This window comes from Clostridium sp. (assembly GCF_050717515.1).
Taxonomy (GTDB): domain Bacteria; phylum Bacillota; class Clostridia; order Clostridiales; family Clostridiaceae; genus Clostridium_AD.
Genome location: NZ_JBOITL010000032.1, coordinates 237,102 through 262,145, shown reverse-complemented (window position 1 = coordinate 262,145; position 25,044 = coordinate 237,102). Strand labels below are relative to the sequence as shown.

General features: G+C 33.8%; 19 protein-coding genes and 1 pseudogene. 10 read left to right on the top strand and 10 right to left on the bottom strand.

Going from position 1 to position 25,044, the window contains the following annotated elements; genetic code table 11:
• Nucleotides 1-52 precede the first annotated feature (52 nt).
• Nucleotides 53-1,813 (top strand): cache domain-containing sensor histidine kinase, encoded by a 1,761-nt coding sequence (locus tag ACREV6_RS17190; RefSeq protein WP_431579265.1) that lies wholly within the window; start codon nucleotides 53-55, stop codon nucleotides 1,811-1,813.
• Between the two features lie 17 nt (nucleotides 1,814-1,830).
• On the top strand, nucleotides 1,831-2,661 hold the full coding sequence (locus tag ACREV6_RS17185; RefSeq protein WP_431579264.1) for a response regulator transcription factor: 831 nt from the start codon (nucleotides 1,831-1,833) through the stop codon (nucleotides 2,659-2,661).
• Between the two features lie 130 nt (nucleotides 2,662-2,791).
• On the opposite strand, the gene ACREV6_RS17180 is transcribed toward ACREV6_RS17185, so the two are convergent.
• Entirely contained in the window at nucleotides 2,792-3,286 is a 495-nt protein-coding gene (locus ACREV6_RS17180) for a LiaI-LiaF-like domain-containing protein (protein WP_431579263.1), read from the bottom strand.
• A gap of 324 nt (nucleotides 3,287-3,610) precedes the next feature.
• Between ACREV6_RS17180 and ACREV6_RS17175 the strand changes: the two genes are divergently transcribed.
• From ACREV6_RS17175 to ACREV6_RS17150, 6 genes are all read left to right on the top strand, one after another.
• Complete coding sequence (locus ACREV6_RS17175) at nucleotides 3,611-4,675, top strand: helix-turn-helix domain-containing protein (protein ID WP_431579262.1); 1,065 nt, start codon at nucleotides 3,611-3,613, stop codon at nucleotides 4,673-4,675.
• Between the two features lies 1 nt (nucleotide 4,676).
• Nucleotides 4,677-5,921 carry an FAD-dependent oxidoreductase gene (locus tag ACREV6_RS17170; protein ID WP_431579431.1) on the top strand — a complete coding sequence of 415 codons (1,245 nt, stop codon included), beginning with the start codon at nucleotides 4,677-4,679 and terminating at the stop codon, nucleotides 5,919-5,921.
• A 374-nt stretch (nucleotides 5,922-6,295) separates the two neighbouring features.
• Complete coding sequence (locus tag ACREV6_RS17165; RefSeq protein WP_431579261.1) at nucleotides 6,296-8,980, top strand: FAD-dependent oxidoreductase; 2,685 nt, start codon at nucleotides 6,296-6,298, stop codon at nucleotides 8,978-8,980.
• 360 nt (nucleotides 8,981-9,340) lie between these two features.
• Nucleotides 9,341-10,012 carry a hydrogenase nickel incorporation protein HypB gene (hypB, locus tag ACREV6_RS17160; protein ID WP_431579260.1) on the top strand — a complete coding sequence of 224 codons (672 nt, stop codon included), beginning with the start codon at nucleotides 9,341-9,343 and terminating at the stop codon, nucleotides 10,010-10,012.
• A gap of 37 nt (nucleotides 10,013-10,049) precedes the next feature.
• Complete coding sequence (locus tag ACREV6_RS17155) at nucleotides 10,050-12,728, top strand: FAD-dependent oxidoreductase (RefSeq protein WP_431579259.1); 2,679 nt, start codon at nucleotides 10,050-10,052, stop codon at nucleotides 12,726-12,728.
• 101 nt (nucleotides 12,729-12,829) lie between these two features.
• Nucleotides 12,830-13,171 carry a hydrogenase maturation nickel metallochaperone HypA gene (locus ACREV6_RS17150; protein WP_431579258.1) on the top strand — a complete coding sequence of 114 codons (342 nt, stop codon included), beginning with the start codon at nucleotides 12,830-12,832 and terminating at the stop codon, nucleotides 13,169-13,171.
• A 125-nt stretch (nucleotides 13,172-13,296) separates the two neighbouring features.
• On the opposite strand, the gene brnQ is transcribed toward ACREV6_RS17150, so the two are convergent.
• From brnQ to ACREV6_RS17125, 5 genes and pseudogenes are all read right to left on the bottom strand, one after another.
• A complete protein-coding gene (gene brnQ, locus ACREV6_RS17145) occupies nucleotides 13,297-14,595 on the bottom strand; it encodes a branched-chain amino acid transport system II carrier protein (protein WP_431579430.1) in 1,299 nt (432 codons plus the stop codon).
• Nucleotides 14,596-14,775: 180 nt separating this feature from the next.
• Nucleotides 14,776-14,862: pseudogene (locus ACREV6_RS17140) on the bottom strand (ABC transporter ATP-binding protein); the annotation flags it as partial.
• 245 nt (nucleotides 14,863-15,107) lie between these two features.
• Nucleotides 15,108-16,445, bottom strand: a complete 1,338-nt coding sequence (locus ACREV6_RS17135; protein ID WP_431579257.1) for a sensor histidine kinase — start codon at nucleotides 16,443-16,445, stop codon at nucleotides 15,108-15,110.
• Complete coding sequence (locus tag ACREV6_RS17130) at nucleotides 16,442-17,161, bottom strand: LytR/AlgR family response regulator transcription factor (protein ID WP_431579256.1); 720 nt, start codon at nucleotides 17,159-17,161, stop codon at nucleotides 16,442-16,444. The genes ACREV6_RS17135 and ACREV6_RS17130 overlap by 4 nt, the downstream gene beginning before the upstream one ends.
• A 102-nt stretch (nucleotides 17,162-17,263) precedes the next feature.
• Nucleotides 17,264-17,902: a TetR/AcrR family transcriptional regulator gene (locus ACREV6_RS17125; RefSeq protein WP_431579255.1), complete on the bottom strand. Its 639-nt coding sequence runs from the start codon at nucleotides 17,900-17,902 to the stop codon at nucleotides 17,264-17,266.
• A gap of 321 nt (nucleotides 17,903-18,223) precedes the next feature.
• On the opposite strand from ACREV6_RS17125, the gene ftsH reads away from it, so the two are divergent.
• Nucleotides 18,224-20,023, top strand: a complete 1,800-nt coding sequence (gene ftsH / locus ACREV6_RS17120; RefSeq protein WP_431579254.1) for an ATP-dependent zinc metalloprotease FtsH — start codon at nucleotides 18,224-18,226, stop codon at nucleotides 20,021-20,023.
• 104 nt (nucleotides 20,024-20,127) lie between these two features.
• Here the strand turns inward: ftsH and ACREV6_RS17115 are convergent, their stop codons facing one another.
• From ACREV6_RS17115 to ACREV6_RS17100, 4 genes are all read right to left on the bottom strand, one after another.
• Nucleotides 20,128-21,177 (bottom strand): ArsR/SmtB family transcription factor, encoded by a 1,050-nt coding sequence (locus tag ACREV6_RS17115; RefSeq protein WP_431579253.1) that lies wholly within the window; start codon nucleotides 21,175-21,177, stop codon nucleotides 20,128-20,130.
• A gap of 87 nt (nucleotides 21,178-21,264) precedes the next feature.
• Nucleotides 21,265-22,080 carry an ABC transporter permease gene (locus ACREV6_RS17110; RefSeq protein WP_431579252.1) on the bottom strand — a complete coding sequence of 272 codons (816 nt, stop codon included), beginning with the start codon at nucleotides 22,078-22,080 and terminating at the stop codon, nucleotides 21,265-21,267.
• Between the two features lie 2 nt (nucleotides 22,081-22,082).
• Nucleotides 22,083-23,057, bottom strand: a complete 975-nt coding sequence (locus ACREV6_RS17105; RefSeq protein WP_431579251.1) for an ABC transporter ATP-binding protein — start codon at nucleotides 23,055-23,057, stop codon at nucleotides 22,083-22,085.
• Nucleotides 23,058-23,071: 14 nt separating this feature from the next.
• The gene (locus tag ACREV6_RS17100; protein WP_431579250.1) at nucleotides 23,072-23,884 is read right to left on the bottom strand and encodes an ABC transporter permease; all 813 of its coding nucleotides are present in this window, start codon (nucleotides 23,882-23,884) and stop codon (nucleotides 23,072-23,074) included.
• Between the two features lie 406 nt (nucleotides 23,885-24,290).
• Here ACREV6_RS17100 and ACREV6_RS17095 point away from each other — a divergent pair, with 406 nt between their 5' ends.
• Nucleotides 24,291-25,028: a carbonic anhydrase gene (locus ACREV6_RS17095; protein WP_431579249.1), complete on the top strand. Its 738-nt coding sequence runs from the start codon at nucleotides 24,291-24,293 to the stop codon at nucleotides 25,026-25,028.
• Nucleotides 25,029-25,044: the final 16 nt, after the last annotated feature.

Below are 25,044 nucleotides of genomic sequence, written 5' to 3'. Positions count from 1 at the left end.
ACTTATAGAAAACCTATTAAAATTAAAATCAACTTATGAAAGGACTTTTATTATGACAAAACATTCTATGAAAACTAAGCTTATTATTATTGCAATTCTATTTATTCTTTATCCTACAATAATTATTGGATATTTAGGATATGTGAATTATTCAAAAATGATTAAAGAAAAAGCTATAGTGGACTATCAAAGTGCAGCAAATCAACTAACCCAATCGCTTTCAGACAGAATGGACAAGCTTACCCTTTTCTCAATACAGCTTTTTTATGACCGCAAAATAATTGATACAAACACTTTAATTAATTCTAATAATTTAGATTTTATATATGAAAATAGTTTCCAACAGTATTTACAATCTTTACTTTTCTCTAAATATGAGCTAAACGAAATTCTCATTAAATATTCTGTGAGCGAAAAGGTGTTTCAAGCAAATAGAACTTTTGTTGCTACTACAGATTGCTATGCTAATATGGATAAGTTAAATACGATCGCTCTAAAAGGAAAAGGAGCTCCGGTATGGTATGTAACAAGTAAAAATGGGAAAATAGATGGTATATACCTGGCAAAATCCATATATGGTTCCTTAGATGTGAATAAGGCAGTTGGTCTTTTAGCCTTTAAAATAGATAATCAATATTTTATGGAAGTATTCAACAATATACTAATTAATTCAAAGCAAACTTTGGGCCTCTATAACAGCCATGGCCAATTAATATTTATAAATAATAGTTTTGATGTAAATTCTAATAAATCCATACAATCTTTTATTGATTCTAATTTAGACAAAGGTGAAGAAGAGATAAAGACTAAAAATGATTCTATATATATGATATATGACACAATTAGACCAGCCAATTGGAAGCTTGTTGTTGGAATTTCAGGAAATGTATTATTTAAAGACCTAAGAAAGGTAGCTAAATTTAGTATAATTCTTTGTATCGCTACTCTTCCTATTTGCTTACTACTTATAAATTATTTACATAGTACAATAATACGTCCACTGAATCTATTAATAAAGAGAATGAAGGAAATAGAAAATGGTAACATGGGTGTAATAATAGAAAGTAATCGCAAGGATGAATTTGGTTTCGTGTTTCGTACCTTTAATAAAATGTCGGAAAATATAAAGAATCTAATTGATACGGTATATAAAGAGCAACTTGTAATGAAACAATCTGAAATTAATGCATTGCAAGCTCAAATTAATCCTCACTTTTTATATAATACACTTGAGTCCATTAACTGGAAAGCAAAAATTCACGGTGATGATGAGGTCAGTGAAATGATTTCTGCTTTTTCGTACATTATAGAAGCAAACCTAAATAGGAGCAATGAGAAATTTATTCCTGTTTATAAAGAAATCGAATACATCCAAAGCTATAAATTTTTAATCCAGAAACGATTTGGTAAAAAAATAGAATTTAATTTAAATATTGATGAAGACACCCTTAATAACAGGCTTCCTAAGCTTTTAATTCAACCCATAATTGAAAACACAATATACCATGGACTTGAAATGAAAAAGGGTGGAGGAACAGTAGATATTACAATAAAGAAGGAAAACAATCAACTAATTATTACTGTAGTGGATGACGGGTTAGGCATTGAAAAAAGTAAATTACTAGCCCTAATAGAAGATATGAGCGATGATAAATTTTCAGAATCTGAAAATATCTTGGATAATTCTAAGATAGGTATTATTAATGTGCATCGCAGAATTAGATTGCTTTATGGTAAAGAATACGGGGTAAAAATAGAAAGTAAGGAGGGTATGTGGACTATTGTTACAATTAAAGTACCCGGCAACATATAAAAGGGGGTGTATGTTAAATGTTTAAAGTACTTATTATTGATGACGAAGAAATCATAAGAGAAGGCCTAAAAACCGTTATTGATTGGGATTCATTAGAGTGCAAAGTTATAGGTGAAGCCGCAGACGGGGATGAAGGTCTAGAAATGCTTTTGTCAATTCAACCTGACATTGTCGTAACTGACATCAGGATGCCAGGTTTAAATGGTTTAGAAATGATTTCCAAACTAAAAAAACATAAACATGAATGTAAAATAATAATATTATCTGGCTTTAGAGATTTTGAGTATGCTCAGCAAGCTGTTAAACTTGGAGCCTTTAGATTTCTTCTTAAACCCACAAATACTAAGGAAATAATCCTTTCCATTAAAGAAGCTATTATTGAACTAAAAAAAGTAAAATCTAATGAACAAATCTTTAAAAATTTGAAAAGAAAAGTTAAAGAAGATTACAATTCAAGTGATACAGTTACAATTACAGAGGATAAATCATTAAATACTAATGAAAAAAATTCTAAGTTTCTTGTAGTTAAAGCCCTGTCTTTTATGAAGGAGAATGTAGCTATGGGTTTAACCTTAAAGAATGTATCAGCCTATTTATATATCAGTACCTGGTACCTTAGTAAACTTATAAAAAAAGAGACTGGTAGTACCTTTATTGATATTTTAAGTGAAATACGTATTGATGAGGCTAAAAAACTATTAGTTCAGCCTCAATATAAAATTTATGAGGTTTCAGCAATGATAGGTTTTACAGACGTAACTTACTTCAATAAACTCTTTAAAAGTATTACTGGTTTAAAACCTATGGAGTATCGAAATAAGATCTTTAATGATGAAAATATCAAATAAGCTTTCGATATTTAGGATTAGCATAATAGATTCAAAATACCTGCAAGACAAACAGCCTGCTCATTATTCGAACAGGCTGTTTGTCTATATTTATATATCCACTTAAAAAGCTAAGAAAAATTCTCTATTTTTATTTACTAAAATTTTTAACTAAAATATAAACTCCAATAGCGATAAAGATAATAGGTATTATTAAACTTGTATTTACCCAATAGAAAAGATTACCGAGTAACATAGTGGCAAATGCTATTACCGAAATAGTAGTTAAAATAAATACTGGAACAAGTAGTCCACGCTTTCTTCCACCAAACAAATATAGCTGAAATAATCCTATAGCAACAGCTAATGGGTATACAGGCCAGGTATATTCCGCAAAATGCCAATTAGTAAAGATTTCAAAGAAAAATAATGTTCCTATTGTTGTAAGAATTCCTCCTGGTACTAGTAAGCCCGGTTCTTTTCTTCTTGAAAAATAACTTGCTTCAAAGCTAAGCCCAGGAATAAGAACAAAGATAGGCCACAACTGACTAATTGTAAAAAAATGAATATTAAAAATATTATTTAAAATTGCCCCTACTCCTATTAAAATTAAAATTATTCCCCAAAAATAATTTTTACCCCTCATATGATTCCCCCTAAGATTTTGATTTTTTTAGATGTATGATATTCCCCCACCCTTATTTTACCACAAACATGTGAATTACGGTGTAAGCCAATGTAGGATTTTACATAAAATCATATATTTATTTTTCTAACCCAATTTACGGTAATAATGGTATAATTAAATAAATGATTTGTGTCTTACTTCATTATCATCACAAAATTCTCCTTTTCCATTCCACTTTATATTGAAACTCCAATTAAAGCTAATGGTGAAAATGTGGATACTTAAACAATATGACAATTATCGACTGAACAGGTAGGGAATCTTTAAAAGGGAGACGATGTTATGAAAGTAGAAGTTTTTAATGCACACAACAAGTATATGATATTAAAACATGCTTTAAAAGAAAATAACGTTTCAGGGACATGTGAATTGTTTGGAATTTCAAGAACGACTTATTACAACTGGAACAGAGCTTATGAAAAGCATGGCATGATCGGACTTGCAACCAAAGAGCCTAAAAAGCCTAAAATGCCAAATAAAGTGAATAGAACCATTGAATATGAAATTTTATCCCATATACAGAGATTCCCTACAGATGGACCCAAAAGAATTTACTATGACCTAAGAACGGAAGGGTTTAATATTGGGGAGTCAGGCATTTACAATGTCTTAAAACGGTACAATCTGTCAACGAAAGTTAAGCGGATAGAGTATTCTAAGACCAAAGGTATTTATGTAAGCGAAAAACAAAAAAACAAAAATTCAACGCTGTATTTTGAACACACAAAAGAATCTTATCCCGGATATGTGGTGATTCAACGAATTGATTTTTTGGGCACATATGATGGTATTGGGAAAATATATCAATACAGTCTTTATGACACCTATTCAAAATTTGGTGTTGTGAAACTATATAATAAAAAGCAAGATATTGATATTTGGTACTATTTTGAGCTCAAACTGGTCTACTTGATGAAGACTTTTAATTTAAACATTAAGAATTTAATTACCGAAAAAACAAAAGAATTTGTACCCTATTTTGTTAAAGGCGACAAGTATAAGGAAATTATAGAAAATTCCCACATCACCCATAAGTTCATCTCCCTTGAAAAAAATACTATTCTGGATGTTATGAGTGATTTTAATGAACTCTTAGTCAAAGAATTTTATAATAAAATTGGAACTGACAAGAACCTTAACTCCTTTATTAAGGTTGAACGTGCGCTTAACAAATTTTTAAGACATTACAATTTCTCAAAAGTAATCTCTAGTGGTTGTAATGCAGGAAAAGTACCAGCTAAAGTTATTCTTGAAAGAGCTGTCTACAATAATGCAGATTTAGACACGTTGCCACTTTGGCTTTTGGCTTTGCTGAGTCCCCTCAAAGAAGGTGATCAAGTTGAATAAAATGGACCATAAGATTGCTATTATTGGCGGAGGACTTTCTGGACTTGTAATAGCAGATGGTTTACAAAAAAAAGGGTATAAAAATGTTACTGTTTTTGAAAGAGACAATCGGGTAGGCGGCAAATTGCATACGATTTGGTATAAAGGTAAGTCCTATGAATTCGGTGCTCTTTTTAGTATGCATTCTCAGAAACATCTAAAAAAACTGATGAAAACCTTTAATATCAAAATTGATGGCCCCAGGTTATCGCGCGTTAATTATGATACAAGTGGCAATAAAATCATGCAAATACCGAAAGAATCATTGGGCGATTTTGTGGAAGAACTCGATAGACTTCCTGATGTTTTGGGGGAGTATAAATCTCTAGAAAAAGTTAACATCCATAACATAGAGGCTCCACTTATGCTTCCTTTTTCAAAGTGGTGTGATATAAATCAGTTAAGGGTTTTAAAAGCAGTTTATGCGCATTATTTCACCAGTTATGGATTGGGAGATATAGACGTTGTGCCAGCACTTTATGTTCTGCGAATATTGAATTATGATAATTTAATGTCTTTTATGGAATTGCCTGAATTTTGCATGTGGAAAGAAGGTGTTTCTGCGCTGACTGAATGCTTAAGGCAGGGAATCAAAGATATTAGGTTGACACAAAACGTAACAAAAATTTCACTGTCAAAACATGAGAAATTATGTGTTCATACAGATTTTGAGGTGCTTGAATTCGATAAAGTACTCATCACCGCCCCTTTAAATCAATTTTCAGATCTCTATGATGGGGATCACGAAATGAAACAATTTTTGAGCTCTATAAAATATCAAAATTTTAATGTTTACGCTTTTATAGTGGATAAGGTCCCAAAAGGTTGTGGTTGTGTGCTCGAAAACTTATCTATACAAAAAAGAGGCCATATCCTAATCTGGAGCTCACGGTGGGATTCAGTAAGTAATGAAGAGATGGTTATGGTTTATGCTTATAACAATCCCGAAAACTCTAAAGCGGCATCTCTAAAAATTATTGAAAGTGATTTATTGAAACTGGGCATTCAGAGTCCACGGCTCTATCAGTTTAAGCACTGGCAACAGTGTCCGCATGTAGATACCAGTGTGCTACAAAAAGGCTTCTATGAAAAAATGGAAGCGATGCAAGGAAAAAACAACATTTTTTTAGCTGGTGAAATTATGAGTACCGTGTCAATGGAAAACTGTATTCAGTATTCAAACTATTTAATCAATAAATATTTTTAATGGTATAAGTCTTGCTTAGATGATATTGGATCATTTAAGCAACTTTTTTGTTTTCAAGTATAGTTTACACTTATGTGCATCGTAATCTTTCTTATAAGCTTTTAACACCTCATTCGTTCCATCTGAAATATGTAAACTAGACTTGAAATTGAAAGTTGACAAACGTTGAAATTGAAAGTGTCTTACTTTTTTGACAATAATATCATTTTTCAAATATACTTAAAATGATATTATTATAACAATCTAATAAAAGTGCAGATTAGCACTAAAACGGATGATAAAACTTCTAAATGGGCCGGTTGGATTCCTACTGAAGTAAAAAATCGGAAGTTCTAATAGCATTATAGTGAAACTAAATATGGGGGGGACTATATATGGTAAATGAAAAAGTATTGGATCTTGCAAATAAGATTAGTAGGACAAAGCGTGGTTCAAAAACAGAAATTACGCCTGATCATCCGGAATATAAAATTCTGGAACCTGTTGTTACAGAAAAAATGGCAGAAGTGGCACTTTGTCTTGATCTTCGTAAACCGAAGAGTGCGAAGGAAGTTGCTGCGATCTGTGGTAAATCTGTAGAGGAAACAGCAAAACTCTTATGGGAACTTGCGGTTGCCGGTGCTTGCCTTGTTGGTGAAAAAGAAGGCGTTGATAAATACTGGCTTGAGCTTTGGGTTCCGGGCCACATGGAACTGATAGTTAACCACCCACATAGGGAAAATGTTAAAAACTTTAAGCAAATTGGCCAGGCTTTTGATGGTTACGGGAAAAGAAGAGCCCCCATGGCGGCTGGTCTTTTTCCTGTAGGAACAGGCGTCATGCGTGTAATCCCTATCGAAAAATCCATTGAAGGAGAAAGCAGAAGAGCATCCTATGAGGAAATTTCCAGTTATCTCAATGAAAATACTATTTTCTCAGTTTCCAATTGTTCTTGCCGTACAGCAAGAGAAGCTATGGGAGAAGGTTGCGGTCACTTGAAGGAAGATATGTGTATTCAGCTGGGCGATGCTGCAGAATTCTATATCCGTACAAGCCGAGGCAGAGAGATTACCCGCGCGGAAGCTTTTGAAATTATAAAAAAAGCCGAAGAAAATGGTTTGATGCATCAAATACCCAATACAGATGGTCCTGGAAAAACCCACGCCATTTGTAACTGCTGCGGTTGTTCCTGTTTATCTACGAGAAATGCCTCAATGTTCTTAAACAATGATTTTGTGCGTTCAAATTATGTTTCAAAAATCGATAAAGACAAATGTGTTGCTTGTGGGGAATGTGCTACGGTTTGTCCCGTTAATGCATTGAAATTAGGCCAAAAGTTATGTACTAAAACACCAATTACTCCAGACACTCGAGAGGATTTCCCATCTAATACAGAGTGGGGTCCTGAGAAATGGAATGTAGATTATCGTACTAATAGGCTAAATGTTGTTGAAACCGGTACAAGTCCTTGTAAAACAGAGTGTCCAGCTCACATATCTGTTCAAGGATATATTAAGCTAGCTTCTAAGGGAAAATATAAAGAAGCACTTGAACTTATCAAGAACGAAAATCCATTTCCAGCAGTATGTGGACGTATCTGTCCAAGAAAATGTGAATCCGCCTGTACAAGAGGTGATATTGATGATCCCGTTGCTGTAGATGAAATCAAAAAATTCATTGCAGAGCAAGATTTAAACATGGATAACCGCTATGTACCAAAACTAAGACATGACTACGGAAAGAAAATTGCCATTATCGGTGCTGGCCCTTCCGGTCTGTCTTGTGCTTACTACTTAGCTATTGACGGTTATAAGGTAACAGTGTTTGAAAAACAAAAAGCACTTGGTGGAATGCTTACACTTGGAATTCCATCTTATAGATTGGAAAAAGAAGTAATAAACTCAGAAATTGATATTTTGAGGGAACTGGGCGTTGAGTTCAAGACAGGTGTTGAAGTTGGCAGTGACGTCAGCCTTCGTGAACTTAGAAATGATGGGTATGAAGCATTCTATCTTGCAATCGGTGCTCAGGCAGGTAGAAACTTGGGTATAGAGGGTGAAGATGCAAAAGGCGTTATTACAGGTGTTGATTTCCTCCGTGATGTAAACCTTAGTAACGACATAAAACTTGAAGCAAACGTAGTTGTAATCGGTGGTGGTAACGTTGCTATTGACGTTGCAGGAACAGCTGCAAGACTTGGAGCCTCGAAAGTTGATATGTATTGCCTTGAAAGTCGAAAAGAGATGCCAGCCCTTGAAGAAGAAATTGAAGAAGCATTGTCAGAAGATATCGGTATCAACAATTCTTGGGGTCCAAAACGAATTCTTAAAGAAAATGGACGTGTTTTCGGCATAGAATTCAAAAAATGTGTTTCAGTTTTCGATAAGAATGGAAAATTCAGTCCTATATTTGATGAAAATGAAACTGTGATTGTTAAGACAAATCATGTTCTGATTTCAGTAGGTCAAGGAATAGACTGGGGCAAACTGCTGGAAAACAGCAAAATAGAATTAAATCCAAACAAAACCATCAAAGCAGATTCCTTTACGCTGCAGACAGGAGAGCCAGATGTATTTGCAGGGGGAGATGCAATGACAGGTCCCAGGTTTGCTATTGATGCTATTGCTATGGGTAAGGAAGCTGCGATTTCAATCCATCGTTATGTTCACCCAGGACAGAGCTTAATCATTGGTCGTGACAGGAGAGATTATCACGCACTTGATAAAGAAAACTTGACTATTGAGAGCTATGACCATATGCCAAGGCAAAGAGCACTACCTGTGGATGGAAAGAAATCAAAAGAAACCTTTAAAGATTTACGAAGTACATTTACAGAAGAGCAAGTGAAGAAGGAAGCAGAACGTTGCCTTGGCTGCGGTGCCACAACCGTAGATGAATACATGTGTATAGGATGCGGTGCATGTACAACCAGATGTAAGTTCGATGCTATTTCACTTGTCAGAAAATATGACGCTTCAAGCGTACCTATAGAAAAGCTTAAACCGATAATTATTAAAAATATGATAAGGCGTAAAGGTAGAATCTTTGTTCATAAGATTAAAAAATCCTTACACAAATAAAAAACATTGCTTGCTAAAATGATACTCAAAAGCTGTATCATAAAGACCTCTTTTTGTACAAAGTGTTGCTTAGATGATTTTGAATCATTTAAGCAACTTTTTTATTTTGGAGTATAGTTTACACTTATGTGCATCGTAATCTTTCTTATGAGCGTTTAACACATGGTTCATTCAATCTTCAATGTGTAAACTAGACTCCAAATAGAAAGCGTGCAAACGTTGGAATTGCAAGTGTGTTACTTTTTTGACAATGATATCGTTTTTAAATATACTTAAAATAACAAAAATAACAATCTAATAAGGGTGCGCATCATCACTCAGTGATTGCAAACATTTTTTTATAAAGGGAGGAAGCAGTATATGGATACATTTAAAGTTCTTGAGATCAAGAAAAGTGTTTTTGAAAACAACGACAGGCAAGCAGATTTGCTTAGAGAAGAATTGAAAAAAGACAAGACCTTTTTATTGAATTTGATGTCATCACCAGGTTCGGGTAAAACAACAACTGTTTTAAGAACCATTGAGGCTCTGAAAGATGAAATGAGCATCGGAGTTTTAGAAGCCGACATTGACTCAGATGTGGATGCTCGTACTGTTGAGCAGACAGGTACAAAAGTAATTCAATTACACACAGGAGGCATGTGTCATCTCGATGCAGATATGACCAAACAAGGTCTAGAAGGACTCGGAACACAAGGAATTGATTTCGTCATCTTAGAAAATGTAGGAAATTTGGTATGTCCAGCAGAATTTGACACTGGTGCATCAAAAAATGCCATGATTTTAAGTATACCAGAGGGAGATGACAAACCTCTAAAATATCCTTTAATGTTTTCTATTGTTGATGTTTTATTGATTAACAAAATAGATGCAATGGACTATTTTGATTTTGATTTAGATGCAGTCAAAGCACGTGTTAAAAAGTTGAATCCGAATATCAAAGTTATCCCAATTTCCGCCAAAACAGGTGAGGGAACTTCAGAGTGGGCCGACTGGATACGTACTGAAGTAAAAAATTGGAAAGAAAAATAGCATCATAACGAAAATTAATATGGGGGGGGCATTACATATGGTAAAAGAAAGAGTATTAGATCTTGCTAATAAGATTAGTAGGACAAAACGGGGTACAAAAACAGAAATTACGCCAGAACATCCGGAATATAAAATTCTAGAACCTGTTGTTACAGAAGAAATGGCGGAAGTGGCACTTTGCCTTGAACTGCGTAAACCAAAGAGTGCGAAGGAAGTTGCAGCACTCTGTGGTAAATCTGTAGATAAAACAGCGAAACTCTTATGGGAATTGGCCATTGCCGGTGTTGCTTTTGTCAACAAAATTGACGGTGTCGATAAATACTGGAATGATATTTGGGTTCCGGGACACATGGAAATGATGGTTAACAACAAGGAAAACGTTAAAAAGTATCCGCAAATTGCCAAGGCTTTTGAGGAATACGGAAGAAAAAAAGGCCCCATGAGTGTAGGTCTTTTTCCTATAGGCACAGGCGCTATGCGGGTTATCCCTATTGAAACAGCCATTGATGGAGAAACCAGAAGAGCATCCTATGAGGAAGTTTCTACATATCTCAATGAAAATACTATTTTCTCAGTTTCAGATTGTTCTTGCCGCACATCAAGAGAAGCTATGGGAGAAGGTTGCGGTCACTTGAAGGAAGATATGTGTATTCAGATGGGACATGCTGCTGAATTCTATATCCGTACAGGCAGGGGCCGAGAAATTACTCGCCCGGAAGCTTTTGAAATTATTAAAAAAGCCGAAGAAAATGGTTTGATGCATAGTATACCAAATATGGACGGTCCAGGAAAAACACACGCCATTTGTAACTGCTGCGGTTGTTCCTGTTTCGCTATGAGATTTGCCGGAATGTATCTTAACAATGATTTTGTGCGTTCAAATTATGTTTCAAAAATCGATAAAGATAAATGTGTTGCTTGTGGCGAATGTGTTGCGGTTTGTCCTGTTAACGCATTGAAATTAGGCCAAAATTTATGTACTAAAACACCAATTACTCCGGATACTCGAGAGGATTTTCCATCTAATACAGAGTGGGGTCCAGACAAATGGAATGAGGACTATCGTACCAATAGAGAAAATGTTGTTGCAACCGGTACAAGTCCTTGTAAAACAAATTGTCCAGCTCACATATCTGTTCAAGGATATATTAAGCTGGCTTCTATGGGAAAATATAAAGAAGCACTTGAACTTATCAAGAACGAAAATCCATTCCCAGCAGTATGTGGACGTATCTGCCCAAGAAAATGTGAATCCGCCTGTACAAGGGGTGATATTGATGATCCCGTTGCTGTGGATGAAATTAAAAAATTCATTGCACAGCAAGATTTAAACATAGATAACCGTTATGTACCAAAACTTAGACATGAATACGGAAAGAAAATTGCCATTATCGGTGCTGGCCCTTCCGGTCTTTCTTGTGCTTACTATTTAGCTATTGACGGTTATAAGGTAACAGTGTTTGAAAAACAAAAAGCACTTGGTGGAATGCTTACACTTGGAATTCCATCTTATAGACTGGAAAAAGACGTAATTAATTCAGAAATTGATATTTTAAGAGAACTGGGCGTTGAGTTCAAGACAAATATTGAAGTAGGTCGCGATGTCAGCCTTAAAGACCTTAGAAATCAGGGTTATAAAGCATTCTATCTTGCAATCGGTGCTCAGGCAGGTAGAAATCTCGGTATCGAGGGTGAAGATGCAGAAGGCGTTATTACAGGTGTTGATTTTCTGCGAGATGTAAACCTTGGTAACGACATAAAACTTGAAGGAAATGTAGTTGTAATCGGTGGCGGTAACGTTGCTATTGACGTTGCAGGAACAGCTGCAAGACTTGGAGCCTCAAAAGTTGATATGTATTGCCTTGAAAGCCGAAAAGAAATGCCAGCCCTTGAAGAAGAAATTGAAGAAGCATTGTCAGAAGATATTGGTATCAACAATTCTTGGGGTCCAAAACGAATTCTTAAAGAAAATGGACATGTTGTAGCTATAGAATTTAAAAAATGTCTTTCAGTTTTCGACAAGGATGGAAAATTCAGTCCTGTATTTGATGAAAATGAAACTAAGACTGTTAAAACAAACCATGTTCTGATTTCAGTAGGACAAGGAATTGCTTGGGGCAAACTGCTGGAAAACAGTAAAATAGAATTAAATCCAAACAAGACAATTAAAGCAGATTCCTTTACGCTTCAAACAGGAGAGCCAGATGTATTTGCAGGCGGAGATGCTATGACAGGTCCTAAATTTGCTATCGATGCCATTGCTATGGGTAAAGAAGGTGCAATTTCAATACATCGTTATGTTCAACCGGGACAGAGCTTGATTAATGGTCGTGACAGAAGAGAATATCATGCACTTGATAAAGAAAACTTGACTCTTGAAAGCTATGATCATACACCAAGGCAAAAAGCACTACCTGTGGATGGAAACAAATCAAAAGAAACCTTTAAGGATTTACGAAGTACCTTTACAGAAGATCAAGTTAAGAAGGAAGCAGAACGTTGCCTTGGTTGCGGTGCTACAACTGTAGATGAGTATATGTGTGTAGGCTGTGGTGCATGTACTACTAGATGTAAATTCGATGCTATTTCACTTGTCAGAAAATATGACGCTGAAAGCGTAGCGCTTGAAAATCTTAAACCGATAATTATTAAAAATATGATTAAGCGTAAAGGTAGAATATTTATCCATAAGGTTAAAAAATCCTTACGCAAATAGAAAAAGAAAAGCAATAAAAATTAATATTGCAACAAATGAAAGGCGGGGGCACAAATCCCCCCCATCAATCTTTGGATGCCAAAAAGTAGAGGTGAGTTCATTTGCATGAATTAGGCGTGGTGTTTGAAGTCATTAAAACAGTTGAGGACTTCGCAGAAAAAAATAATTTAACAAAATTCGATAAATTGGTTCTCCAAATTGGCGAGCTCTCATCCATGATTCCAAAATATATTGAAGCCTGTTACCCTGCAGCAGTGGATGGTACGTCAATGCAAGATATGAAATTAGAAATTGAAATATTGCCTGGTAATGGCCTTTGCAAAAAGTGTAATAAAGTTTTTAATATAATTGAACATAATCAAACATGTCCAAACTGCGCAGGTAAGGACTGGGCGTTATTAAGCGGAAGAGAGTTTATGATTAAAGAAATTGTCGCTTGCTAAATCTAGACTAAAAAAAGTTTAATTTAAAAACCCTACAAAATTTAAATTTTGTAGGGCTTTTGTTTTTAATGAAATCCTGTCAACTGCTTAAAAAAACGCAACGTATTTTTATAGACTCTAGTGGACTAAGCCGCTAATTCTCTATTTTCAGTAATTTTATTTATTTTTACTAAACGGTTAGATATTACAAAAGCAAGTACAGCTGGTATAACCCATCCAAATCCTGCACTGGATAGCGGAACATATTTAAAAAATCCAATACTATTTGCTGTTAAATTATTAATAGTATTTAAAACACTTACTATTAAAACTGTGTATGTAGTTATAGCAACTACCTTATTATTTTTCACTATATCACCAAGCAAAGTAGTAGCTATTAGAACAATTACAATTGGATATATAATTTGTAAAACTGGACTTGCCAATTTAATTAAACTATCAACATCCTTTGTAGCCATTACCCCACTTAATAAAGCCATACTAATAGCAATACTTTTATAAGATAATTTACCCTTAAAAAGCTTAGCAAAGAATTTCGATCCAGCTGAAAGTATTCCTATAGCAGTGGTTAAGCATGCAATAGTAACACATAAGCTAAGTATAATACTACCAACACTACCTAAGTCTAATCTAACAATTTCTGTAACCAGACTAGTTCTAGATATTTTTCCAGGGAATAAAGTAGTTGTTTGAGTTCCAAGATACATAAGTCCCGTATATACAAAAGATAAACCTATTAAAGACACTAAAGCCGATTTCATAGTTATTCTCATTATATCTTTTGAGCTTTTATAACCTTTTGCTCTAATAGATGCAAGAATTATTGATGAAAATATAACACCAGTCATAGCATCCGTTGTTTGATATCCTTCTATTAAAGCTTTTGAGAATCCACCTTGGTAAGATGTAGCTACAATTGGTCCAATAGGATCTATTATTCCTTTAACTATAATTATAGTTAACATTAATAAAAGTGCTGGTGTAAGTATTTTACCTATATTATCAATTATTGAAGAAGGTTTAAGCGCAAATGCAAGCACTACTGCAAAATACACTATAATTGATAGATTTTGTCCAATTGATGGGAATAAAGGATGTATCCCCAGTTCGAAAGTTGTTGCAGCTGTTCTTGGAATTGAGAGTAAAGGTCCTATAACAAGAATTAAAGCTATAGATACTATTACAGAAAATACTCGTCCTACTCTATCCGCCATTTTTTCAAAAGTACCATTAATTTTAGCACAGGCAATTATCGCACATATAGGGAGCCCAACTCCTGTAATAAGAAAGCCTATAATTGATGATAAAAATTTATCCCCTGCTGCTTTTCCTAATGCTGGTGGAAAAATTAGGTTTCCTGCACCGAAGAACATTGCAAATAATGCAAAACCTATAACTATTGAATGTTTTGTTGAATTTTTGATTTACATAACCTCCATCTTAATTTTTCTTTAGTTTTTATAACAAATAAATCAATACTTCTTTTAAAAGTGATTTATTTTATATATATTATCATAACTTTGACGTTAATATTCTTTTACTAAAAATTATAACAACGTTTTATTATATCATTTTTTTGGGTTTCTGCCAATAACATTTAATGTTATACCCTGAGGATCTAATCCATTTTTAGGTTCATCCAGTATAACTATATTGAGATTGTTTAAAAAAGCTCTTGCAATTCCAAGTCTCTACCCTTATATTCTTAGTTAAACCTTCAGTTTCTAATATTTTTTTGCGTCATATATAATCAGCTCCATTTCTGCTTAATGATTATATTTTACCAATTTTTTAGTCCTATATTGCTTAGCTCTTCCTAAGTGACATTTAATCCTTCATAAAAAAGCTTGTTTTTACGATAAGGCTTAAAAAACTAACGGTTATGAAAACTGAATAAATTCTCCTGCGCAAAAAAAACATCCACATAGGATGCTTTTCAAACATATTTTATCCACAATTCTTGAACAAACATCTTACCTTCTATGCTTGTATTTAAAAATGCATTATAATATTTTTTATCTATAATCTGTTTTACGCTGTACAAACCTAGTCCTCGTCTTTTCCCATTTGTGGAATAGCCTTCTTCATATATCTTATGAATCTTAGGTTTCTGTCCAAAAAAATTATTTTCAATAACTATGGTCACGTAGTTATCTTTGTTTACTAAGCAAACATAAAGCTTAGGATATTCGCATTTTTGTGCAGCTTCAATAGCATTATCTAGCAGTATACCTATTATTCTGCATAAATCCATTATGTTCATAGCTATATTCTTTATATCTTCAATTATTTCTACTTTTATATCAATGTTAAGTCCTGCTGCCTTTATTAGCTTTGTAGATAGTATTGCCTTAAGACCATCCACCTTGATATATTTTAGCTTATCAATATTGCTATTACTCCACTTTATGTCCTTGTCCATGTCAATAACATTACAGTAAAAAAACTCTCTTAATCCCTCTATATCAGCCTTATCTATGTATTCTTTAAGAGGGGTCAGCATATTCATATAATCGTGCTTAAATCTTCTGGTCTCTCCGTACATTTCCTCTATCATATTAGAATACTCAATTATTTCTTTCTTTTCTTCAGCCTCTCTTTTAAGCTTAACCCTATATTCTAAGCTCTTGTCATAGTTATACACAATTATGGTTATAAGAATAATAGCTATTAAAGGCAATACTGCTGGTATAAAGTTACCAGTAATAAAATGTATCTTATCACTATCTATTGCGCTAGCTGTTAAAAAAGGTAAAATTCCACATATCATCAAAGTTAAGGGTACACTAATAATTAAGATCATTCTAAACCTTAATTGATCTGATGCACGCTCCTTATAACCTTTTTTTCTTTTTACAAGACTCTTTATTATTAAACAACTTAAAATAACCACTGGCAACAATATAACAAATTCTAAAAAGCTATATTTAAGTGGTATTCTTTGTAAATTTTTACCTGAAAAGGTATATGCAAAAATATATAAAGTATGCAATAAATAATTTACATAAATTATTAGTAATGCTTTTATATTACTTTCATTGTTTCTTAGATGAAAAATAGTAATTATGCAAAATACAGGAAGGATGATTAAATAAGAACCAGTGCTAATAAGTATTCCTATTATGATAGAAATACAAAAATTTTTCCTTATCTCTTCTTTCCCTATAACTTCCTTATTCAAAATATATATAGAAATGCAGCATAAAATGCTCATAAGTAAGGCGGGGATAAGCATATAACTAAAAATCTCTCTTATAAAAGTCTCAAAGCTCATGTTAAAAGTCCCCTCATGTACCTAAAGGAAACATAACATTCCTCTCCGTTTTCCATTACTATTTTATTATTTTTCTTATCAACTTCTTTAATTTTATCCTTATTAACGATATAAGACTTATGACACCTGTAAAAGTTCGGAGTAAGCTTTTCGTTAATATCTTTTAGGTTACCATAAAATGCAAATTGCCTATCTTCCTCATGCACACATATCTTATGAGCTACTCCTGTAGTTTCAATAAATAAAATATCATAAAGCTTTATATTTATTATTCTGGATTCATCTTTTATGGATATATATCCTTTTTTATTATCTGATTTATAATAGGTGTTATAAGCCTTTAAAAGGCAGCTGTTAACCCTCTGTTTATAATCTTCCTCATCCTTTATTACATAATCCATAGCCTCCACCTTATATTTGAAGGCCAAATAGCTCATCTCTAAATGAGTTGTAACAAATATGATAAAGCCTAAAGAATCCATTTCCCGTATCGTCTCACCTAGCCTTATACCATTTATATTATTTTTCAAATCTACATCTAAAAAGTATATCCCTGTAGTTTGATTTTTTTGCACATAGCTTATCACTTCTTCAGGACTCGCTGTGCAAACTGCTACTTCAAGGTTCAGCTCTTCTCTCAAAATAGTATTTTCTATAAGATTCTTTAGTTTATCTCTGTGGACCGCATTATCTTCACAAATTATTACCTTAAGCATAACATTTCTCCTTAATAACATTTATATATTTCCTTATCTTCTAGTCAACCTATTAATACTATTCTTGCACATTACAAGTTTAATTGCTTGAAAGAAAATTTTTCATTTTTTATTCAATTCTATAAGCGGAATTATTAAATGATCAACAATATGTTCTACATAGCCCATTTTAATGGGTTTGCCAGTAATTATGAGTTGATAAAATAATAATGCTGGGCCCACATCTGCAAGAAGTTTCAATTGCTCCTTGTCTAATTTCTTATTTATGGCACACTCTATGGTATCACTAAATATACAGGTTTGATCCGTTATACAACCCAAGTGAATCGCTTCGGATAATAATTTATCTCTGTTTATTGCTGTTGCGATGGATAGCATTACCTTTTGCCTGACCTCGTCTCGTGTCCCAAAATATATGCTAAGTGATTCACACAAATAATCTCTTAAATTGTCTCCGCAACGCTGCTTATCAACCTTCTGCTCACAAGGCATCATAAATCTTATGGCTTCTGCTATAAGATAGGGTTTAGATTTCCATCTGCGGTATAAGGTAGCTTTTCCCGCGTGGGCTCTTACTGCAATAGAATCCATGGTGACCGAATCATACCCCTGCTCCGCTACGAGCTCCAAAGCAGCTTTCAGAATAGCAAGATCCCGCCGTTTATCTATCGGTCTTCCAATCTTACCTGGGACTTTTCCTTCAAATTTTTCACTGAAATCGGACTTATTTATTACATCCATCCCCTAGCCTCCATTCTCTGTTTTCCATAAATATAGCACACTGCACGCATCTTTTCAACATAACTGAACAGAATAGTTTTGAAACTGTTGTGTTTTACTATTTGCTATGATATACTCTCATTTATAAACGATAATAATCGAGGGGTGGTAGATTTATGATATTTTAAAAATGACTTTTATGGAAACTATCATTTCATGCAGTGAGATTATAAAGCCTCTTATGAAATCAATAGAATTTTTAGCAGGCTTAAGTATATAATAAGTGAAAGACTAAGAACGTAAAAGAGTTAAGTATATATTGAGAAAGAGAGGTGATCTCTGATGAAAAAGAAATCAAGTATTGCTGTTTGGGCTATAATTTTAGCTGTTATTGCAGTATTTATGCTTGCTAAACCAGATCAGACTTCAACAATTATTAATTTTAATCAATTTCAAAATGATTGGACAAATAATACTATAAAAAGCTTCGTGGTTCAAGATGACCAGATGTCAGTTTCTGGAACTTTAAAAGATGGAACTACCTATAAAACCATTGTTCCATCTGCTAGATTATTTCAGTTTATTAAAGACCATCCAAAGAATCCAGCTATTCAAGAAACATACCTAGCACCATCAAGTATGTTAAAGTGGTTACAGTTTTTGCCTAATTTACTATTCATACTAATGCTTGTAGGCTTTGGGGTTATATTCATAAAACAATCCAAAGGCGCCGGTGGAAGTGGTGGTGTAATGAAGTTTGGTAAAAGCAAAGCAAAACTTGCAGATCCTAATAAGAAAAAAGTTAGTTTTAATGATGTTGCAGGGGCAGATGAAGAAAAAGCTGAGCTTGCAGAGATAGTCGATTTCCTAAAACAACCTAAAATCTATATGGAAATGGGTGCCCGTATACCAAAAGGTGTTTTACTAATAGGACCTCCAGGAACTGGTAAGACACTTCTTGCAAGAGCTATTTCAGGAGAGGCCGGAGTCCCATTTTTCAGCATCTCAGGTTCAGATTTTGTAGAAATGTTTGTAGGCGTCGGTGCCTCCAGAGTGCGAGATTTATTTGAGCAGGCAAAAAAGAACGCTCCTTGTATAATTTTTATAGATGAAATTGACGCTGTAGGAAGACAAAGAGGTGCAGGAGTTGGTGGTGGCAATGATGAACGAGAACAGACATTAAACCAACTGCTAGTTGAGATGGATGGCTTTGGAGAAAATGAAGGCATAATAATGATTGCAGCTACAAATAGAGCAGATGTACTTGACCCAGCACTACTAAGACCAGGTAGATTTGACAGACAAATACTAGTTGGTGTTCCTGATGCGAAGGGTCGAGAAGAAATTTTGGCAGTCCATTCAAAAAATAAACATCTTGAACCAGAAGTTAAACTCAGCGTACTTGCGAGGCGAACACCTGGATTTACAGGTGCAGACATTGAAAACTTAATGAATGAATCAGCACTTTTAACTGTACGAAAAGATAAAAAGCTTATAGGAATGGCTGAACTTGAAGAAGCAGTTACAAGAATAATTGCTGGACCTGAAAAGAAAAGCAGAGTGATAATTGAAGCTGATAGAAGGCTTACAGCGTATCATGAAGCAGGCCATGCAATTGTAATGAATTTACTTCCAATGTCAGATCCTGTTCACCAGATAAGTATAGTTCCAAGAGGAAGGGCTGGCGGATATACTATGCGTCTTCCAGATGAGGACAGATCATATATGTCTAAGTCAAGACTCCAAGAGGAAATTGTGGGGCTATTAGGTGGTAGAGTTGCAGAAAAACTAGTTATTGGAGATATAAGTACTGGTGCAAGCAACGATATTGAAAGAGCAACAACAATCGCAAGAAAAATGGTAATGGATTATGGCATGAGTGATACTCTTGGAACCATCGCTTTTGGTTCCGGTGGTGATGAGGTATTCCTTGGAAGAGACATGGGTAAAAGTAAAAGCTTTAGTGAAGAAACTCTAAACAAAATAGATGTAGAAATAAAAAAACTTATAGATGAAGCATATAAAAAAGCATTGTCACTTCTAACTGAAAATAGGAGTAAACTTAATGCTGTTGCAGAAGAGCTTTTAGTACGTGAGAAGCTTGAAGCAGTGGATTTCCAAGAAATATTTGCAAGAAGCTAATTAACAAAAAAAGCACAGCTATCGCAGCTGTGCTTTTTTTGTTCAAGTGCCCCTGGGGTGTGATTTTTGGGAATCCTTTAGCCTCTTTACTATCATTCGTAATGTTAGTTATCCAAATATTGATACATATCCATTGGAATTCTATCAATGACTTCTCTCTCGATTATATAATTTATAAAATTACCATCCCTCTTTTTACGAAGCACCCCCGCTTCATACATTATTTTAAGGTGCTTGGATACTCCAGCTTCAGTGATGCCGAGCTCCTTAGCTATATCCTTCGTGGTACTTACTTTTTTATAAATACATCTTAAAATCTTTAGTCTTGTTTCATCACCAAGAGCCTTCATAGTCATAAACAGATCAAAGGGCACTTCCTCGCAGGCTCTTTCAAGGTTAACTCTAATGGTGAACTGCAAAGTTCTTTCATTATCTATACCTATTAGAAGATGTGGATCTATAAAGCTGCTTATGGCTATTATAATTTTATCAACTGAATCAAAAGGAACTGTAAACAGCTTGTATTTATGAAAAAGAAATGCCTTATCATTAACCTCAATTCTTGTATGAATTGTTTTTACAAATTCTTTTATGCATGTTTCATCACATATTGCTGCTTCTTTTTTAAGCTTTCTCACAAGCAGTGGTTCAAAAAATCTCAGCTCTTTTTCAAAATGTAAATAGTAATATTTTTTTAAACAAGCTACAAACCTTCTTCTAAAGCCTTGTGGATCCTTAAATATTTCTGCCTGCTCCTCTGTAATTTCTTGTGCTTTGAAATTATAGCTCCCTCTTGAAATATGATATTCAATGGCTTTCTTATTAAGCAATTCCGAAAGCATAATATATACAAAATCAACAATATTCATTTCATTAACATAATCTAAGGAAGCTGTGATATTCAAGTCATTTATTCCATGAAAATACTTGTAAAAATCTATTGCCGAACACCACTCAAAATAATGTGTTCCAAAGTACATTATTTCCTTATAGAGTTCATGATCCATATTTTCTTTTATATATCTATACCAATTAAGTCTATTTAAATGATGATCAGGTTTTGTAATAACATGGAGGCTGCACAGCATCTCAAAATATGGCGAGTACACAAATTCAATTTCCCACCCACAATCACTATATTCATATATTTTCACAGCTTCGCCTCCTCCCCATATAACTATGATTTTTACTGCACTCATTATCTTTATGTGTCCCTATAATTATTATAGATTATATCTACATTAGAACAAAGACATATTTCCAGTTTTTTTCGCATGTTTTTCTCCGGATTTCAAGAAAACTATAGTAAATAGAAGCATTAAAATCCCACTTAATACGCTTATAAATATATAATTTCTCAGTTCATATATACTCTCCGAATTTAGAAGTGCTCTTCTGAGTATGTCCGCAGTGTAGGTTAGCGGAAATATATAGCTTATTAGCTTTGCCCATAATGGAAATATAGCTGACGGTACTTTTACTCCACTAAAAAGCTCCATGGGTTCCTCTAATATGGTGAATAAAAAACCTGTATCCCTTGAATACAAAAATAGTGAATTTAAAAACATTCCCCAAATCAGTGATAACACTATAACAAGGGTAATTCCTACAAATGCTGCTGCTAGATTTATGCTAAAATACTTTCCCTTTATAAAAATAATTGTTCCTGAGAATATTACAAACAGCCATACACTTTCAAATACTGAAGATACCGCGTTACCCATAACAATAGCAAGCCTATTTGCAGGAGTTAAATAAATAAGCTCTAGAGTACCGTAGATTCTTTCAGTTGAGAATCTCCATGCAGACTGCACAAGACTTCTAAAAAAGCTCATACACATATAGCCTATAATCACAAATAAGATTATGTTATTTGTGTTTAGATATGGTACATACTGGCTAATGCCCATAATATCGAAGGGTTTATAGCCATAATAAGTGGATATAAATACAAGTATTGGCCATAAAAATAAGCTTATATATATAGTTTTATTGTAAAAATAATTCTTATGTTGCTTTATCATTTCAGCCTTTACCACTTTTAAAAAATATCCCATGTTTATGCTCCCTTCGAAAGCTTGATTATTGCATCCTCGAGCTTAGGCTCTTTTGTATAGAAAGTTTTAATTGGCATTTTATGCTGGAGTAAAACAGTAGCTATTTCATTACTAAGGTCATTCTTTGATTTTAAAGTGTATACCTTATTGCTTTCATCTAGCTCAACACTACAATTCCCTGCATTTTTACACACCTTAAGAATATCCTGGTGAAGCTTATTATTCATGCTGTATAACTCTACACAAAGCACCTTTTCTTCTATACCTATAAGCGCCAACTCCTTTGGTGTACCTTGCGCAATTATGCTCCCCTTATCCATAATATATATATACTGGCAAAGTTCTTCAACCTCTGGCATGTAGTGAGAAGTAAGAAGAATGGACTTGCCTTCCTCATGAGCAATTCTCTTCACATGCTCTCTTAATTCTTTTGAAATAGCAGCATCCAGTCCCAAAGTAGGTTCATCCATGAAAATATAGCTTGGATTATTAATAAGACCTCTTGCTATCTGAAGTCTTTGCTTCATCCCCTTTGAATACCTTTCTACAGGGATATTTTGACTTTCTTTTAAGCCTACTAGCTCCAATAAATAATCAATTGTCTTTTTAAGTTTATTATTTTCAATATTGTAAAGCTGTCCATAATACCAAAGGTTCTCTCTTCCCGTAAGCCTCCAGTAAAGCATTCTCTCTCCACCAGCCACCATGTTAATTTTTTTCTTAACCGTAGCAGAATTTTTCACAGCATCAATACCATCAATGGTTATATTACCTTCTGTTGGAGTTAATAATGTTGAAAGCATCTTTATGGTGGTTGTCTTCCCTGCTCCATTTATCCCAAGAAGCCCAACTATCTGACCCTCACCAATTTTAAAATTTATTCCCTTCACCGCCTCCACATAAGTCTTCTCTGTTTTGAAAAAGCCTTTTTTAATATTTGACACATATACTTTTTTTAAATTTTCAGCTATTAGCATATTAATTCCCCCTACTATATATATATTTTTTCTAGTGCTATTTTTTCAATTTTTTTAAGCATGGCAAAACCTGAAATACAGTACACTGTGCTAAGCATAATAAGATATATAAATGAATTTGACTGCTGCATTATGCCCATACCAGAAATAGCACTATTTCTTATAAGCTCAAGGGAGGTGGTTACAGGAATGAGCTTTGAAATATATTGAACGAATACAGGAAGGTACTTAATTGGGAAAGTAACCCCGCATAAAAGAAAGATTAGCATAAACAAAGTATTTTGCGATATATAGGTATCTCTAAAATAAAGCATTACTACTGCAAGTACCATAGATAGTGAAAAATATGCAAATAATGAAACTACAAAAGCTAGCAGAAAGGAAATAATATTCATACCAGAGAACTTAAGTCCAAAAGGAATTCCTATAAGAATTGTAACCATTATTTCAATACTGGTAGTAATGGTTTGCTGAAGCATGTTACCACAGAAGTACTGCACCCTACTAAAGGGAGCAATCATTAAACTTTCTAGAGTTCCCTCTCGGAGTTCTGTTATAAGACTTCTGCTCACATTTAAGCATGTCCTTACCACAAACAGATACATTGCAGAACCAACAATTACATAGCTCATGTAATCTCCTGTGCCTGCATATTCCTTAAAGGAACTGTTTAAATTACCTTTAAACAAAAGATGATACATGAAGTAAGCAGACAGCACCGTATAAATTCCAGTAAGCGTATTCCCAATAAAAAAATCCTTAGGATATGCTCTCATCTGCATTATAAAATTCCGCTTAAAGGTAGCACGTAAAGTTTTTAAATTCATTTAATAACCCCCTTGTATAGTTAATATTGTAAAACCCTAACCTTACCCATTAGATTTCTATCGTGTTTTGATTAACTGTTTAGTTAATCAAATTACCATTTTCCTTAGGTTACAGGTATTATAATTACACAGGAAGGTATTGTCAATGATTACTTATTTGCTGCCAATATGCCCCGGTAGTTTTTTTGAATAAGCTTGCAATTAAGGTTAAAATATAACTTACAGTTAGTTTTTTTCTAATAATCTTTCTAATATTTTACATTAAAGTAGACATATTATTGCATTTTTCATTAAAATATGCTAAAATTCGATTGTCAACGGATTAATTATAAATCTTTTTTATATTCCTTGATTTATGACTCCATGCATAATTTACTATAATAATAAAAATATAAGGAGATAAAAAATGAGAACAAATCTTTCTAAAAAACTTACATCTGTAGTTGTAACATTATTAGTTTCTGCTACATTATTTTCTGGTTGTAGCGGTAAAACAACTAAAGATAAAACAAGCAATACCAAGGTAACCAAAACTTCTGTATATAAGAGAGCCGAAAATGTGGTTGCAGCTGATGCAGAAAATTTGCTTAAAGAAGGGAACTCTAGATTTGTTGAGAACAAGGCTTTAGGCGATGATATCAGCACCGAAAAAATCAAAGGTCTAGCAACTAATGGTCAAAAACCCTTTGCTGTTATTTTTAGTTGCTCTGATTCAAGAGTTCCGCCAGAAAATATATTTGATCAAGGCCTAGGAGACTTATTCGTAATAAGGAATGCAGGAAATGTAGTTGATGATATAACCCTAGGAAGTATTGAATATGGTGTAGAACATGCAGCTGCTCCACTTATAGTTGTATTAGGTCATGAAAATTGCGGTGCAATAAAAGCAACAATTGATGGCGGAGAAGCATCACCCAATATTAGTGCAATATTAAGTAAGATAAAACCTTCTTTTGATAAGGTTAAAGGTTCAACAACTGACAAAAATGAACTATATGAAAACTGCGCTGATGAAAATGTAAAAAATAGCTTAGCTGTCATAAAAAGTAGCCCCGTAATAAATAAGCTAGAGAAAGAAAAAAAGGTTACTGTTATTGGTGCAAAATATCATATTGAAACAGGAAAAGTAACTTTCGAAGAATAAGAATAACTTGAAGCTA

Excerpts from the sequence above, each read along its gene's own strand:
- ACREV6_RS17165 (WP_431579261.1), top strand. The coding sequence starts at position 6,296 with ATGGTAAATGAAAAAGTATTGGATCTTGCAAATAAGATTAGTAGGACA.
- ACREV6_RS17125 (WP_431579255.1), bottom strand. The coding sequence starts at position 17,902 with ATGGATGTAATAAATAAGTCCGATTTCAGTGAAAAATTTGAAGGAAAA.
- ACREV6_RS17135 (WP_431579257.1), bottom strand. The coding sequence starts at position 16,445 with ATGAGCTTTGAGACTTTTATAAGAGAGATTTTTAGTTATATGCTTATC.
- ACREV6_RS17105 (WP_431579251.1), bottom strand. The coding sequence starts at position 23,057 with ATGCTAATAGCTGAAAATTTAAAAAAAGTATATGTGTCAAATATTAAA.
- ACREV6_RS17170 (WP_431579431.1), top strand. The coding sequence starts at position 4,677 with ATGGACCATAAGATTGCTATTATTGGCGGAGGACTTTCTGGACTTGTA.
- ACREV6_RS17180 (WP_431579263.1), bottom strand. The coding sequence starts at position 3,286 with ATGAGGGGTAAAAATTATTTTTGGGGAATAATTTTAATTTTAATAGGA.
- ACREV6_RS17130 (WP_431579256.1), bottom strand. The coding sequence starts at position 17,161 with ATGCTTAAGGTAATAATTTGTGAAGATAATGCGGTCCACAGAGATAAA.
- ACREV6_RS17175 (WP_431579262.1), top strand. The coding sequence starts at position 3,611 with ATGAAAGTAGAAGTTTTTAATGCACACAACAAGTATATGATATTAAAA.
- ACREV6_RS17100 (WP_431579250.1), bottom strand. The coding sequence starts at position 23,884 with ATGAATTTAAAAACTTTACGTGCTACCTTTAAGCGGAATTTTATAATG.
- ACREV6_RS17110 (WP_431579252.1), bottom strand. The coding sequence starts at position 22,080 with ATGGGATATTTTTTAAAAGTGGTAAAGGCTGAAATGATAAAGCAACAT.
- ACREV6_RS17190 (WP_431579265.1), top strand. The coding sequence starts at position 53 with ATGACAAAACATTCTATGAAAACTAAGCTTATTATTATTGCAATTCTA.
- hypB (WP_431579260.1), top strand. The coding sequence starts at position 9,341 with ATGGATACATTTAAAGTTCTTGAGATCAAGAAAAGTGTTTTTGAAAAC.
- ACREV6_RS17185 (WP_431579264.1), top strand. The coding sequence starts at position 1,831 with ATGTTTAAAGTACTTATTATTGATGACGAAGAAATCATAAGAGAAGGC.
- ACREV6_RS17095 (WP_431579249.1), top strand. The coding sequence starts at position 24,291 with ATGAGAACAAATCTTTCTAAAAAACTTACATCTGTAGTTGTAACATTA.
- ACREV6_RS17155 (WP_431579259.1), top strand. The coding sequence starts at position 10,050 with ATGGTAAAAGAAAGAGTATTAGATCTTGCTAATAAGATTAGTAGGACA.
- ftsH (WP_431579254.1), top strand. The coding sequence starts at position 18,224 with ATGAAAAAGAAATCAAGTATTGCTGTTTGGGCTATAATTTTAGCTGTT.